13 protein-coding genes are annotated in these 14543 nt (G+C 61.8%); 3 read left to right on the top strand and 10 right to left on the bottom strand.

All coding sequences use genetic code 11. The annotated features are described in order from the left end of the window. Positions 1-16: 16 nt before the first annotated feature. The 6 genes from BLJAPNOD_RS33770 to BLJAPNOD_RS33745 form a co-directional block, all read right to left on the bottom strand. A complete protein-coding gene (locus BLJAPNOD_RS33770; protein WP_077502348.1) occupies positions 17-1117 on the bottom strand; it encodes a glycoside hydrolase family 88 protein in 1101 nt (366 codons plus the stop codon). Positions 1118-1126: 9 nt separating this feature from the next. Next, entirely contained in the window at positions 1127-2680 is a 1554-nt protein-coding gene (locus BLJAPNOD_RS33765) for a glycoside hydrolase family 28 protein (protein WP_115423025.1), read from the bottom strand. 76 nt (positions 2681-2756) lie between these two features. Then, positions 2757-4022, bottom strand: a complete 1266-nt coding sequence (locus tag BLJAPNOD_RS33760) for an ABC transporter substrate-binding protein (protein ID WP_115423024.1) — start codon at positions 4020-4022, stop codon at positions 2757-2759. Positions 4023-4062: 40 nt separating this feature from the next. Then, positions 4063-5160: a sn-glycerol-3-phosphate ABC transporter ATP-binding protein UgpC gene (gene ugpC / locus BLJAPNOD_RS33755; protein ID WP_077502345.1), complete on the bottom strand. Its 1098-nt coding sequence runs from the start codon at positions 5158-5160 to the stop codon at positions 4063-4065. A gap of 2 nt (positions 5161-5162) precedes the next feature. Beyond that, positions 5163-6044: a carbohydrate ABC transporter permease gene (locus BLJAPNOD_RS33750; protein WP_115423023.1), complete on the bottom strand. Its 882-nt coding sequence runs from the start codon at positions 6042-6044 to the stop codon at positions 5163-5165. A 6-nt stretch (positions 6045-6050) separates the two neighbouring features. After that, positions 6051-6932 carry a sugar ABC transporter permease gene (locus BLJAPNOD_RS33745; RefSeq protein ID WP_077502343.1) on the bottom strand — a complete coding sequence of 294 codons (882 nt, stop codon included), beginning with the start codon at positions 6930-6932 and terminating at the stop codon, positions 6051-6053. 202 nt (positions 6933-7134) lie between these two features. Here BLJAPNOD_RS33745 and BLJAPNOD_RS33740 point away from each other — a divergent pair, with 202 nt between their 5' ends. After that, on the top strand, positions 7135-8067 hold the full coding sequence (locus BLJAPNOD_RS33740) for an AraC family transcriptional regulator (RefSeq protein ID WP_115423022.1): 933 nt from the start codon (positions 7135-7137) through the stop codon (positions 8065-8067). Positions 8068-8124: 57 nt separating this feature from the next. Here BLJAPNOD_RS33740 and BLJAPNOD_RS33735 read toward each other — a convergent pair whose 3' ends face one another. From BLJAPNOD_RS33735 to kduI, 4 genes are all read right to left on the bottom strand, one after another. Further along, positions 8125-9261, bottom strand: a complete 1137-nt coding sequence (locus BLJAPNOD_RS33735; RefSeq protein ID WP_077502341.1) for a mandelate racemase/muconate lactonizing enzyme family protein — start codon at positions 9259-9261, stop codon at positions 8125-8127. Between the two features lie 24 nt (positions 9262-9285). Then, entirely contained in the window at positions 9286-10197 is a 912-nt protein-coding gene (gene kdgD / locus BLJAPNOD_RS33730) for a 5-dehydro-4-deoxyglucarate dehydratase (protein ID WP_115423021.1), read from the bottom strand. A gap of 105 nt (positions 10198-10302) precedes the next feature. Next, positions 10303-11046 (bottom strand): 2-dehydro-3-deoxy-D-gluconate 5-dehydrogenase KduD, encoded by a 744-nt coding sequence (gene kduD / locus BLJAPNOD_RS33725; RefSeq protein ID WP_115423020.1) that lies wholly within the window; start codon positions 11044-11046, stop codon positions 10303-10305. Beyond that, positions 11043-11867 carry a 5-dehydro-4-deoxy-D-glucuronate isomerase gene (gene kduI, locus BLJAPNOD_RS33720; protein WP_115423019.1) on the bottom strand — a complete coding sequence of 275 codons (825 nt, stop codon included), beginning with the start codon at positions 11865-11867 and terminating at the stop codon, positions 11043-11045. Before kduI ends, kduD begins: the two co-directional genes overlap by 4 nt. Before the next feature lie 294 nt (positions 11868-12161). Between kduI and BLJAPNOD_RS33715 the strand changes: the two genes are divergently transcribed. Together BLJAPNOD_RS33715 and BLJAPNOD_RS33710 are read left to right on the top strand one after the other, a co-directional pair. Next, entirely contained in the window at positions 12162-12956 is a 795-nt protein-coding gene (locus BLJAPNOD_RS33715) for an NAD(P)-dependent oxidoreductase (RefSeq protein ID WP_115423189.1), read from the top strand. Between the two features lie 4 nt (positions 12957-12960). Then, on the top strand, positions 12961-14478 hold the full coding sequence (locus BLJAPNOD_RS33710) for an aldehyde dehydrogenase (NADP(+)) (protein WP_115423018.1): 1518 nt from the start codon (positions 12961-12963) through the stop codon (positions 14476-14478). The last annotated feature ends 65 nt before the right edge of the window (positions 14479-14543 follow it).

Below are 14543 nucleotides of genomic sequence, written 5' to 3'. Positions count from 1 at the left end.
TTTTCCTGGACAGGCGTTAGGACGCCACCATCAGGCTTTCGGCATAGGCCATCATCAGCGGCCCGACACCTTTGGCGTCATCGGCAACGACAGGCTCGGTGAGATAGTAACCTGGGGAGCCGTCGCGATAGTTGCCCTCGAAGCCGCCAAGACCGGCGACGTGGACGATGGTTGTGAAACGAGCGATGCCTTCGGCATCGGCGACGATGCGGGTATTCAGGAGGGCGTCGAGCGCTCGTCTACCGGCTGCCACCAGGGCTTCTGTCCGATCCGGCTCGAACAGACCGTGCCGGACGGCGCGTATGAGCGCATAGGCGAACATGGCCGAGGCTGAACTCTCCTCGTAATTGCCCTCGAGATCCGGCGCGTCCAACACCTGCGGCCAGAGACCGGTAGAGGTCACCTGGCGGGTCGTGATCTCCGTTAAAAGACCGCCCGCCCGCTGGCGCAGCGAAGCGGTGGCCTCGTCGGCCGGCAGCATCGCCAGAGCATCGACCAGTGCCATGGCTAGCCAGCCGACCGCACGTGCCCAGACGGCGGGAGACTGCCCGGTCACCGGGTCGGCCCAGCGCTGCCGGCGGCTGTCGTCATAGCCATGGACATAGAGGCCGCCCGGGGTGGCCGTTAATGCAAGAGCCGTCGAGAACTGCTGCAGCGCGTCGGCGATCAGGCCGGCGCGGCCGGTGGATTTGCCGTACTCGATCTGGAACGGCAGCCCCATGTAGAGCCCGTCCAGCCAGACCTGATGCGGATAACGCTTCTTGTGCCAGTAATTGCCGGCAGCGATGCGGGGATGGCTCTGCAATTGCCTTGCCAGACGGTCCGCCGCCAGACGATAGCGCGGATCGTCAGCCTCTTCGGCGAGCGCGAACAGAGAGCGTCCGGCAAGAATATGGTCGATGTTGTATTCACAAGGATCGTACCCCGAAAGCGCACCGTCAACCGCGATCTGCGGATCCGCAAGGCGATGAAGATGCGCCTTCCAGCGCGAATCCCCTGTCGCCTCGAAGAGATGAATGAGGCCGCGATAAACGCATCCATCCTCGTAGCACCAGTCGCCGCCTTTGTACGGGCTGTAACGCGTGGCGAATTCATCGAAATAGTCTGTCGGGTTCACGGGCGGATCTCATTCAAAGGAAAGGGAAACGGAGGCGGCACTGAGCAAGGCGGGATCGTCGCAATTGATCTCGGATTGCTCGGCAACGATCGCCTCATGGCGCATGGGCCGTACGCGGTCGGCCATGATGGGAGGCGTCGCGATTGCCGCGGGGTCGCGCGAGATGATTTTCAGGCGGCGAATATCAACGTTGCGGATCGGGGCTTCGGGTAGACCGAGAAACGCGCCTGCCGCGTGGGCGAGCCCACGGATCTCGACGTCCTCTATGGTTACGCCGTCGATGACCGGCGTTGCGGAACTGACGGCCGCCGGCTCACGGCTCTGCACCCAGGGATCGTGGCCATCGGCATCGCAATGGTAGTGGGCGTTGGCCGAAAGCGCGGTTTCGACGCCATCGAGCCGCACGCGGCGCATGGCGATATTGGTGATCGACCCGCCGCGACCGCGACGGGTCTTCAACCGCAAGCCGCGATCGGTGCCGATCATCTCGCAATCCTCGACGCAGACGTCATGCACGCCACCGGACATCTCCGAGCCGATCACCAGCCCGCCGTGGCCTCGCTCCATCAGGCAGTGGCTGACGCGAACGCCACGCGTTTCGCTGAGATGATCGTCTTCACCATCGGGACCGCGTTTGCCCGCCTTGATCGCGATGCAATCGTCGCCGACAGAAAAGCGGACACCTGAAATCGCGACGTCTCGGCAGCTCTCCGGGTTGAAGCCATCGGTGTTCGGGCTGTCAGGCGGCGCGACGATCGTAAGTCCGGCGGCCGTCAGCCGCTCGCAGCCTTGCGGATGAATGGTCCAGGACGGCGCGTTGCGGATCGTGAAGCCGAGCAGGGTTATATCGCGGCACGAAATGAGATGCAGGCCGCGTGGGCGCCGCGCCCCGTCCCGGGTCTCCTTCGGCCAGCTCCACCAATCGCCTCTGTCGCCGGAGCCGTCGACGGCGCCCCTTCCCTCGATCACCAGGTTTTCCGCCGAAACAGCGTGCACCGGCGCCGCAAAACACGCTGCAGGCAGACCTTCCCAGCTGCCGAGCATGCGGCCGCAATGATCGTGCGAAGGCAGAATTGGCCACCCGGTGCGCCCAGATGGCGCTTGAAGGATCGCCCCTTCCGCAAGATGCAAGGTCATCTGACCCTTGAGGCGGACCGGCAACGACGTCCACAGGCCCGCACCAAGGAAAAGCGTGCCTCCCTTGGGAACGGCTGCGACCGCATCGGTGAGTGCTACGGCATTGGCGCCGGCGCCATAGAGATCGTCGGGCGCAACATCGGCCACGAGACCGAAATCGGCTGCATCGACGCGACCGGCGCAAGGCGCTGTTTCGAACGCCACCGGCAGAAACCCCTCCGCCTCGAAAAGATAGCGGCGCGCCGGATGAAGCCTATGCAACAGGGTCACGACAGTGTCGGCGACCCCCTGCTGCCAGTCCAAGGCGTCGTCCGGCGAGGACAGCCGCCAGGCCGTCTTTTCCCGCAGCCAGTAGAGCGCACCGGGCGCAGGCAGGCATAGCGCCGCCGTTCGCGCCGAGAGCGCGATGATGGATGGTCGGATCATGTCTTGCCTCGTGTTCCATGCCCGTCTGGCGGGCGGAAGTCCCGCCGCGGCATCCCGCGGCGGGCAATCTTTGTGGTCAATCGAACTCGGCGAGAACGTCGTTCACCGTGTCGATGATCTGCTGGGCAGCCTCTTGCGCGGTGAGCTGGCCGTAGGCGTATTCCTCGAGCGTATCGATAAAGGCGGCTCGAATTTCCGGATGTTCGTTGAAGGGCGAAACCGTCGGCCCGGTCGCGGCCATGACGATGGCGTTGGCGGCGCGAACCTCCGCCTCGCCCTTGTCGCCGAGGCGGGCGGCAGCGGCCTTCGATGCGGGAAGCCCACGCGACGTGCCAAGGGCGTCGATGCCTTCCGGCTCGTTCAGCAGGCAGTTGACGATCTGAGCGGCGGCCTCCTGGTTTTTCGAATTCTTGGAAATCGAGAACACCATGGAGGGCTTGCGATAGACGCCTTCGGTCACCGCGCCTGCAAGCTTCAGCATCGGCACGGGTTTGAGAACCTGACCGTCTTCCAACGGATCGGCGTACTTGGAATAGGTTGAATCCCATTCATAGGAGCCGGCGACCTTGCCTTCGGCCCAGGCGGGCTTTTCAAACAGGTTGACGTTGCCGTCGGCTGCCTCTTCTTTTTGAGAACGGATTGAGCCGGTCTCCACCAGCTTGCCGAGGAAGGATATGCCTTCGGCGAGTTCCTCAGGCGTCCAGGCGACACGATTGTTTGTCTGGTCGACGAGGTCCTTGCCGGTCTTTTGCACGACGGCAAGCGTCACCAGCAGCTGGGCGGTCTCCTTGACCGCGTTGAAGGTGTAGTGGTCCTTGCCGAGCTTGTCCTTGATGGTCGCTGTCGCGGCGAAGAATTCGTCCCAATTCTTAGGGATATCGACGCCGGCCTTTTCAAAGGTGGTCGCGTTGAAGAAGAAGACACGACCCGTCGTCGAGACGGATAGTCCCTGCAGCACCCCGTTCATCGAGCCTGCGGCGAGATCGCCCTCCGTCCAGTTGGTCAGATCGATCGCCTTCAACGTGCGCAGATCGGCGAAACCTTCGCCGTTCTTGGAAAACAGCGGCAGCCATGGCCAGTTGACCTGAACGATGTCTGACTCGGTCCTGCCGGCCATCTGGGTGGTCAGCTTTTCGAGATAACCGTCGAAACCGGTGAACTCACCCTTGACGGTGTGCCCGTATTTCTGGCCACAGGCAGCTGTCGCCTTCTGGGTGGCGACGTGCCGGCTGTCGCCGCCCCACCACGCCATGCGCAATTCGGCCGCCTGAGCGGTGGCGCCGAGCGAAAGCGCGCCATAGGCGACGCCGGTCAATGCAGCTAAGATTCTCGCAGTCTTCATGGTTCTCCTCCGTGTTGATACAGGGCTCAACGTTGCCTCCTCAAAGCGAGACGTTGCGGCCGTCGGTCTTGTCGAAAATGTGCAATCGTTCCAGGTCGGGACGCAGGCGGATCGTCTCCGAGCGCCCCAGCGCTTCGAAATCGGCCGCACCAACGACGCTGACGACCCTGTGGCCCTCCAGGTCGGCATGGAGATAGACTTCGTGGCCCATGAACTCCGCATTGGCGAGTTTCGCCGTGAAGGCGGCGGGACCGTCGGCGGCAAGCGAAAGGTGCTGCGGGCGCATGCCCACCACAGCCTCCGCCGGGTGCGCCGAAAGCCGGCCCTCCAAATGCGCTCCGAGCGGCATGCTCTGGTTGCCGATCGAGAAGGTGGCGCCATCGAGCCTGGCATCGATGAGGTTCATCTCAGGGCTGCCGATGAACCCCGCGACAAACAGGTTCGCCGGACGTTCATAGAGTTCCTTCGGCGTCGCAACCTGCATGATGTGCCCCGCCTGCATCACGCAGATGCGGTCGCCCATCGTCATCGCCTCGGTCTGGTCATGCGTCACGTAGATGACCGTCGACGACAGACCCTCTGCTTTCAGCTGCCGGTGCAGATCGGTGATGCGAACCCGCATAGAGGCGCGCAATTTTGCGTCGAGGTTGGACAGCGGCTCGTCGAACAGAAAAACGCCCGGCTTCTTGATCAGCGCACGCCCGAGTGCGACGCGCTGGGCCTGGCCGCCCGAGAGCTGCTTGGGAAGCCGGTCGAGCAAGGGTTCGATCTCGAGAATCCTGGCGACACGTTCGATCGCGGCATCGATCTCCGCCTTGGGTTTCCCGGCGATTTTCAGTCCGAAGGCCAGATTGCCTCTCACCTTCATGTGCGGATAGAGCGCGTAGTTCTGGAACACCATGGCGATCGAGCGCTTGCCGGGTGGCAGATCGTTGACACGTCGATCGCCAATGACGACCTCCCCGCCGGAAATCTCCTCAAGTCCCGCAACCATGCGCAATGTCGTCGACTTGGCGCAGCCGGACGGACCGACAAAGACCATGAACTCGCCATCGTCGATATCGAGGTTGATGCCATGGACCGCCTTGAAGGCGTTGCCATAGACCTTTTCGAGATTTTTCAGTTGAACCTTAGCCATGGTCAGCCCTTGATCCCCCCGGAGGAGATCCCTTCGATGAAATATTTCTGCGCGGCGAAGAAGACGATCAACGCCGGAGCGATCGTGAGCACCGACATCGCCAGGATGCGGTTCCATTCGAACGCTTCCGTCGTGTCGATGGAAAGCTTGAGGGCGAGACTGACCGGATACTTGTCCACCGAGGACAGGTAGATCAGCGGCCCGAGGAAGTCGTTCATGGTCCACATGAACTGGAACAGGCACACCGAGATCAAAGCCGGAGCGAGCATCGGCACGACGATGTAGATCAGGGTCTGGAGGCTGTTGGCCCCATCGACCCGCGCCGCCTCCTCCATGTCCGTCGGCAACGAGCGCAGGAATTGCACCAGCATGAAAACGAAGAAAGCGTCACCGGCGAGCGCCGAGGGAACCCAGAGCGGCAGGAAGCTGTCGAGCCAGCCAAGGTCGCGGAACAGGATATACTGCGGAATGCGGGTGACGACGTTGGGCAAAAGCAGGATCGCGATCACCGAGCCGAACAGGATCTTCTTAAAAGGAAAATCGAACCGAGCGAAGGCATAGGCTGCCAGCGTGCAGGAGATGGCCGTGCCGATCACCTTCGGCAGGATGATCAGGAACGAATTCCAGAAGAAGCGCCCGAACGTGTAGGGCGTCGATGTCTGCCAGCCCTTGATGTAGCCGTCGGCGGTCGGATTCTCCGGCAGAAAGCCGGCACCTGCAAAGATCTCCGAGTTCGTCTTGAAGCTAGCGCCGACCAGCCAGATCAGCGGATAGAGCATCACGAAGCCGACCGCGAAAAGAAGGATGTAGCGGATCGCCGTCGAGATCAGTCTGAGCCTTGCGCGGCGCGCGGCCTGGCGGTCGTTGAAGGTAAGATCGGTCATGTCAGATCAGCTCCGCTTGTCGCCGGCGTAGAAAACCCACTTCTTGGAAGACCAGAAGGCGACGAGGGTGAGTACGGTTATGATGGCGAAGAGGACCCAGGCGATGGACGACGCGTAGCCCATGTTGAACTTCTTGAAGGCCTCATCGTAAATGTAGAGCGGCAGCAGATAGGTGGACTTCAGGGGGCCGCCCTGGGTGATGATGTAGGGGCCGTTGAACTCCTGGAACGCCTGAACCATCTGCATGATGAGGTTGAAGAAGATGACCGGCGTCAGCAATGGCAACGTGATGAAGAAGAAGGTGCGCACCTTGCCTGCGCCGTCGATGGCTGCCGCTTCGTAGAGCGACTTGTCGATCGACTGCAGCGCGGCAAGGAAGATCACCATGGCTGAACCGAACTGCCAGCAGCGCAAAAGCGTGATGGTGAATAGCGCGTTGGTCGGATCACCGAACCAGTCGACCGGGGAAAGACCGAGCGTTGCCAATGCCATGTTGGCAAGGCCTTCCGTGGCGAAGATGTAACGCCAGAGAACGGCAATAGCGATCGAGCCGCCGAGGATCGACGGAACGTAGAACGCGGTCCGAAACAGGCCGATGAACATCAGCTTGTAATTGAGGATCGCCGCAATGAAGAGCGCAAAAGCGAGCTTCAAAGGCACCGTCAGGAACACGTAGAGTAGCGTCACATTTAGCGATTTGATGAAGGTGCGATCGCGCGTGAACAGCCGCTCATAGTTGGCGAGCCCCGTCCAACGCGGCTCGCTCATCAGGTCGTAGCTGGTGAAGCTCAGATACAACGATCCGATGAACGGGATCGCCGTAAAGACCAAGAGGCCGACGATATAGGGGGTGAGATAGCCTAGCCCCAAAAGCCGCTGCATCTTCATGGCCACCCTCCCGGGCAGCACCTGAGCGCAGTGAGATTAGATGCAATTTTGTACAAATCAGGCTCCTAATTCGGTGCAGGAAATGTGAGCGGCAACGCCCCCACCTATCCCACGAACCGATCTCCTCCCCAGAAGACGCGGTTTATGCGGTGACATTCTCGCATTTTCAGATCAGAATGAATTCACAAAGGGAAGGAAAAAGATGGACGAAATCGAAGGTGGAATTCTCTCGGCCATTCCGCCGGCTGCGTTGGCGCTCAATCTGACGCGCGCGGCGATCCGCATGGAGCACTCGCAGACCTGGAGGATCGACAAGTCCAACCCGGTTGACGATCTCATTATCTGCCTCGAGGGCCGCGGCCACTACCTGATCGACGGCGAGCCACACGTCATGGAGCCGGGCGACGCGATGTTGATCGGCGCCGGCCAACGCTTCGTCGGCTGGAACGAAGGGCGTGAAACCTATGTCGGCGTAGCGCAGCACTTTACGCTCGACATCTATGGTCGCCATAACCTGATCGCGCAGATGAACATGAGACCAAAACTGCAACTGAGCCGTTGGTCGTTGCTCGAGCCTATCGCCCGCCACTATCGCCAGAGCGCCCCCCCGTCCTCCGTCTCGCTCGGCCAGCATCACCTTTTCATGGTCCTGCTCATCGCCTTCATCGAGGATGCCTTTCTCGGCTGGCGAGACCATGCCACCTATCAGCCGGAGGGGGCAGACGCGATCGACCTTGCGGTGATGAAGGCGGCAACGATGATCTCGGCCCATCCGCTCGATCCGGAGATTGCGGCGAAAGCTGTCGACGCCTCGCCCTATAACGCCGATTATTTCCTGCGCGAGTTCCAGAAGCGGGTGGGCCGCACACCGCGCAAGTACCAGGAACTCAAGCGCATGGAGCGCGCCATGCATTTTCTCGAAGGGGGGCTTTCGGTGGCGGCCGCGGCGGCGGAAGTCGGCTATAGCGACCCCTACTATTTCTCGCGCATGTTCAAGCGAACACTCGGGCTCAGCCCGCGCGGTCATATGAACAGGGTTCACCAGAGCCGGCACGGCGATTTGCTGCAGCTCGATGAACCGGAACAGGAAATCCGTCTAGCCAGGGCCGGCGCAATGGAGAAGCGACTGGCTTAAGACGGGATGTGACCGGATTGGCTTGGTATTTCAACGGGTGCGGGCGGACATCCTTCGTCAGGTGCCCGGCATCTTGAATTCGACGAGCGCCTTGCGATTGACCTCTATCCCGAGGCCGGGCCCATCCGGAATGGCGACCACGCCGTTGACCGCTTCCAGCGGCGCCGTGAGTACCGCCTGACGGAACGGGTTTTCCGTGCGATCGAACTCCATGATCGGCTCGATCGGATTGGCGCGGACCGGATCAGGTACCATCGCCGCCATGAATTGCAGCGCAGCGGCGATCTGCACGCCTGTCCCCCAGACATGCGGCACGATCCGGACGCCATGAAGTGTCGCCAGGCTTGCGACCTTCTGAGCCTCGGAAAACCCGCCGCAGCCGCAAAGGTCAGGCTGGAGTATATCGACGGCACCACTCTGGAGGGCAGACCACATGCCATGGCGCGTATGCCAGGTCTCGCCGCCGGCGACCGGGATGGGCTGAGATGTCCGGATCTCGCGATAGGCCGAGAGTTGCTCGGGCACCACCGGTTCCTCGAACCAGTCGATATCGTATTCCGCGGCTGCCTTGCCAAGCCGGATTGCTTCGGTGACGGTGTAGCCGTGGTTGGCGTCGATCATCAGCCGCATGTCGGAGCCGATCGCCTCGCGCACTGCGCGGATGACGCTCAGATCCTCGTCGACACCGAAACCAATCTTGATCTTGCAGGCATGGAACCCCTGCGCGCGTCGCTCCGCCATTTCATTGGCGTTGTCCGATATCCGGTCGACGCCATCGCGCTTGAAGCTGCCGGTCGCATAGGCGCGCACGCTTTCGCGCCAGCGCCCGCCGAGCAGCATGGAGATCGAGGCGCCATAGTGCTTTCCCTTGATGTCCCAGAGCGCAATGTCGATGCCCGACAGCGCGGTGATGGTCAGACCGCGCTGCCCCTGATCGCGCAGTGCGTTGTAAAGCACCGCCCAAATCTTCTCGGTCTGGCGCGGGTCCTGACCGATCAGCCAATTGGAATAGGCTGCGACCACCGCCGCATTGGGCCGGGCCGGGCCGAGGCATTCGCCCCAGCCGGTCGTCCCGTCATCGCATTCGATCTCCACCAGCACATGGGCGCGCCGGTCAAAGCGCATCGAGGCGCTTTCGAACGGCGTGTCGAGCCGGTGTTCCAGGAGATGCGTGCGAACAGCGGTGATCTTCATCGAGTTCCTCCGGAGTTCGCCGTGTCAGGCCTTGCGCTTGTGTACGCCGATAAGGGCGTCGAGCATGGCAAGCTCGTCATCGGTCAGATCCACTAACGGTGCCCGCACCGGACCGGCGTGGAAGCCCTGCAGCCGCACGCCTGCCTTGACCGCCGAGACGGCATAGCCCTTGGCCCGATTGCGGATCGCCATGAACGGATAGAAGAAATCCGTCAGGATGCGGGCGCATGTGGAGTGATCGCCGGCGCGAAGGGCCACGTAGAACTCGTTGGCAAGACCGGGCACGAAGTTGAACACGGCAGACGAGTAGGTGGTGACGCCGGCACCGAGATAGGCTTCGGCAAAGAGTTCTGCCGTGGGCATGCCGCCCAGATACATCAGGCGATCACCCATCTTTGCGGTGACCTGGCGCAGCAGGCCGATGTCGCCCGTGCCGTCCTTGAAGCCGATCAGGTTGGGGCACTCGTCGCAAAGCCGGGCAAGCGTATCGGCCTGCAGCACCGAATTGTCACGGTTATAGACCATGACGCCGATACCGACCGACTGGCAGACCTTCTTGATGTGGGCGTAGAGGCCCTCCTGAGGCGCGTCGATCAGGTAGTGCGGCAAAAGCAGGATGCCGTCGGCGCCGACCTTTTCGACCGAGCGGGCGATATCGACGGCGATATCGGTGCCATAGCCACAACCCGAAACGATGGCTGTTTCTCCTGCCGCTTCCTTGGCGGCGGCGACCACACCCGGAATCTCATCCGGCTTCAGCGAGAAGAATTCCCCGGTGCCGCCGGCTGCGAAAAGCACCGGAGCGTCGTAGCCGGCAAGCCATTCGACATGCGCCTTGTAGCTTTCCGGTGCAAAGCGCCCTTCAGCGTCGAAATGCGTGACCGGGAAGGAGAGAAGGCCGGAGCCGAGAGCAGCCTTGATGTGTTCAGGGTTCATTTGCGTTTTCCTCTGTGCATGCTTCAGATGCACACTTAGCTACACATAATACATATGTCAATAAGTTATCATACAAGTTACATGATAACCAGCTCGCTTGACGGATCACCGCGCCAGCCAGCCACCGTCGACGTTGAGAATGGCGCCGTGCACGTAGTCCGCTGCCGCCGAAGACAGGAAGACAACCGCACCGGCGATGTCCTCTGGTCGACCCCATCGATTGGCCGGAATGCGCTCGAGGATTGCCTTGTTGCGGCCAGCGTCGGCACGAAGTGCTTCAGTGTTGTTTGTTTCGATATAACCGGGCGCAACGGCGTTGACATTGATGCCCCTCGCCGCCCATTCGTTTGCGAGCAGCTTGGTGAGGCCGGCGACGCCGTGCTTCGCAGCGGTGTAGGACGGGACGCGGATCCCGCCCTGGAACGAAAGCAGCGAAGCGATATTGACGACTTTCCCCGGGCGCCCTTTGGCCAGCAATTCCTTTGCGAATGCCTGCGTTGTGAAGAAAAGCGCCTTCAGGTTTACATCGATCACCGCATCCCAGTCGTCTTCGGTAAAGTCGACCGCGTCAGCGCGCCGAATGATGCCAGCGTTGTTGACCAGGATGTCGATGCCCTGATCCCGGAAGATGTCCCGTGCGGCCATGGGATCGGTAAAGTCGAGGGAAAGGCCACCAGCCTTGCCGCCGGCCTTTGCGATCAGATCCAGCGTCTCGTCGGGCGCACGACGGGCAGCGCACAGGACCTCCGCCCCTGCGGCGGCGAGGCCAACCGCAATCGCTTGGCCAAGGCCGGTGTTGGAGCCGGTGACCAGAGCCTTACGTCCTTGAAGCGAAAAGGAATTTATCATTTTAGATCCTTCGGCTGAATGAAGTCCATGTCGGTGTAGTCGACATTGTCTCCGGCCATGGCCCAGATGAACGTGTACGAGCCGATACCCGCGCCGGAATGGATGGACCAGGGCGGAGAAAGCGCACCCTCCTCGTTCGAGATGAACAGGTGACGCGTCTCCTGGGGCTCACCCATCAGGTGGAGCACCCGTGACTTTTCGTCCATGCCGAAATAGAGGTAGGCCTCCATGCGGCGGTCATGGATATGCGAGGGAATGGTGTTCCAGACGGAGCCGTCCTCCAGCGTCGTGTAACCGAGAACCAGCTGGCAACTCTCCATCACAAGCGGGTGGATGAACTGGTTGATGGTGCGCTTGTTGGAGGTTTCCGACGCGCCCATTTTCACTTCCTTGCTTTCGGAAGCAGTGATGAGGCGTGCCGGCAGGCTGCGATGCGCGGGGCAGGACGTGATGTAGAACCGGCCACCGCCGGAAAAGGTCACGGCACCCGAACCGGCGCCCAGATAGAGGACGTCGCCACGGTTCAAGGTGTAGGCATGCCCGCCCGCCGTCACGGCTCCAGCCTCGCCGATATTGACGATGCCCATTTCACGGCGATCGAGGAATGACGGGGTCTTTGTTTCCTCCACCTTGTTCAGCGTCAACGGCTTCTCGCCGGGCACCGCCCCCCCGATCACGAAACGGTCATAGTGGGTGTAGATCAGCCGGATCTCTCCGGTTTTAAACATCTCCTGCGCCAAGAAATGCTTGCGAAGCCCCGAGGTATCGAGCGTCTTGGCGTATTCCGGATTGACGGCCTGCCTTGTTTCAACGGTCAGCATTAATTTCCTCCATCATGTTGTGGACTACATATCATATATGTTACCGTTATTGTATGATATGTTTGTCGAGGTCAAGATGCCCGCTGGAGCGACGCGAAAATGTTCGGGGTCAGGCGATCATGGGACCTTTGGGCGCGGAGCGTCGGCTGGAAGGCCGACGCTTCATCAGGATCAACCGCTCTTCACCGCGATCAGGTCGGAGCGCGCAGCAGCGTTTTTCCTGCGGCCGATGTCGCCTGACATCGGCTCATGCATGCACTGGGCAGTGCCGCGATTTACAAAAGGAAATCGGAATTGAGACGCCTATTGATCACCGGCGCGGCCGGCCAGCTCGGCCAGGTGATGCGCAAACGCCTTGCACCGCTCGCCAAAACCATTCGCCTCGCAGATCTTGCACCTCTGGATCATCCTGAGCAGAATGAGGAGACCATGGCCTGCGACCTGTCCGATGCGGCCGCAGTGCATGAGATGGTCTCCGGTTGCGACGGCATTGTCCACCTCGGCGGCGTTTCCGTCGAGCGGCCGTTCAACCAGATTGTCGGCGGCAACATCGTCGGTCTTTACAATCTCTATGAGGCTGCCCGCGCCCACGGCCGGCCGCGCATCGTCTTTGCCAGTTCCAATCACACCATCGGCTACTACCCACAGACCGAGCGCCTCGGGCCGGACGCGCCCTTTCGCCCGGACGGGCTCTATGGTGTTTCGAAATGCTTTGGCGAGGCGCTGGCCCGCATGTATTTCGACAAGTTCGGGCAGGAGACGGCGCTGGTGCGCATCGGCTCCTGCACGCAGGAACCCACCAATTACCGCATGTTGTCGACCTGGCTTTCCCATGGCGATTTCGCCGCGATGGTCGATGCCGTCTTCCGTGCGCCGACGCTTGGTTGCCCGGTCATCTGGGGCAGCTCCGCCAACGACGCCGGCTGGTGGGACAACTCGCATCTCGGCTGGCTGGGCTGGAAGCCCAGGGACAATGCCGAGGCTTTCCGCACGCACATCGCAACCCACACCCCGAAACCCGCGTCGAGCGACCCGATGGTCCGCTTCCAGGGCGGCGGCTTCGTCGATAATCCGATCTTCAAGGAGTAAAGAAATGACCTATGTGCCGCATGGCAACCATCTGGTTGCGGGCGAATGGCTCGCTACGCAGCCCACGTTCCGCAGCGAGCCTTCCCACGGCGATGCCTTCGAATTTTCCGTCGGTACGGTCGATCTGGTGAACAAGGCCGCCGAGGCCGCCGAAGAAGCCTTCTGGTCATACGGCTATTCTTCACGCGAGACACGCGCCGCCTTCCTCGACGCCATTGCCGAGGAGATCGACGTCCGCGGCGACCAAATTACCGAGATCGGCACTTCGGAGACGGGCCTGCCCGCGGCCCGCCTGGAGGGCGAGCGCGGCCGAACGACGGGGCAATTGCGCCTGTTTGCCTCCCACATACGCAAGGGCGAATACCTCGACCGGCGCCATGACGAGGCACTACCGAACCGCACACCCCTGCCCCGGCCCGATATTCGCCTCCTGCAGCGCCCCATCGGTCCCGTCGCCGTCTTCGGCGCGTCCAACTTTCCGCTCGCCTTTTCGACCATGGGCGGCGACACCGCCTCGGCGCTTGCCGCCGGCTGCCCGGTCGTCGTCAAGGGGCACTCCGCCCACCCCGGCACCAGCGAGATCGTGGCCGAGGCCGCAGGGGCCGCCATCCGGAAAAGCGGGATCCATCCGGGCGTATTCTCGCTGATCCAGGGCGGCCGCCGCGACGTCGGCACGGCGCTCGTCACACACCCACTCATCAAGGCGGTCGGCTTTACCGGCTCGCTTGTTGGCGGTCGCGCACTCTTCGATCTCTGCGTTTCACGCCCCGAACCCATTCCCTTCTTCGGCGAACTCGGTTCGGTGAACCCGATGTTCATCTTGCCGGAAGCGGCAAAGGCCCGAGGGCCTCAGATCGCAAGGGGATGGGCGAACTCACTGACCATGGGGGCCGGCCAGTTCTGCACCAATCCCGGCATCGCCGTGATCCTTTCCGACCAAGCGGACGCATTCGCCGAGGCGACCCGCACCGTGCTTGCCGAGGTTGGCCCCCAGGTCATGCTGACAGACGGTATGGCGAAGACCTATCGCGAGGGAAGCGTGCGCATCGCTGTGGGCGCAGGCGTGCGCGAGGTCCTCACCACCGCCTGTGATTTGCGCAACGCCACGCCCTACCTCTTCCGCGTTTCCGCCAAGGACTGGCTCTCTAACCACGTGCTTGCCGAAGAGGTATTCGGTCCGCTCGGCTTGATCGTCACGGTCGAGACGAACGAGGAAATGGTCGCCGTCGCCAAAAGCTTCGCGGGTCAGCTCACCGCCACGCTGCATCTCGATGAAGCCGACACGCAATTGGCGCGCAGGCTGCTGCCGATCCTTGAGCGCAAGGCAGGTCGCGTCCTGGCAAATGGTTATCCGACCGGTGTCGAAGTCTGCGACGCCATGGTCCATGGCGGCCCTTATCCCGCCTCAACCAACTTCGGCGCGACGTCCGTCGGGACGCTCTCGATCCGAAGGTTCCTCAGGCCGGTCTCCTACCAGAACATTCCGGAGGTGCTGTTATGCGTGGACCTGAAATCGATCTAGCGATGGATTGCGCCATTGCCCGGCAATGGCGTATCCACCATCAACAGCGGATGACCGCCTCACTC

Source organism: Ensifer sp. M14, from assembly GCF_003355565.1.
In the GTDB taxonomy this organism is placed as follows: Bacteria; Pseudomonadota; Alphaproteobacteria; order Rhizobiales; family Rhizobiaceae; genus Ensifer.
The sequence above is the reverse complement of the archived record's forward strand: the minus strand, read 5'-3'. Positions and strand labels throughout refer to the sequence as shown.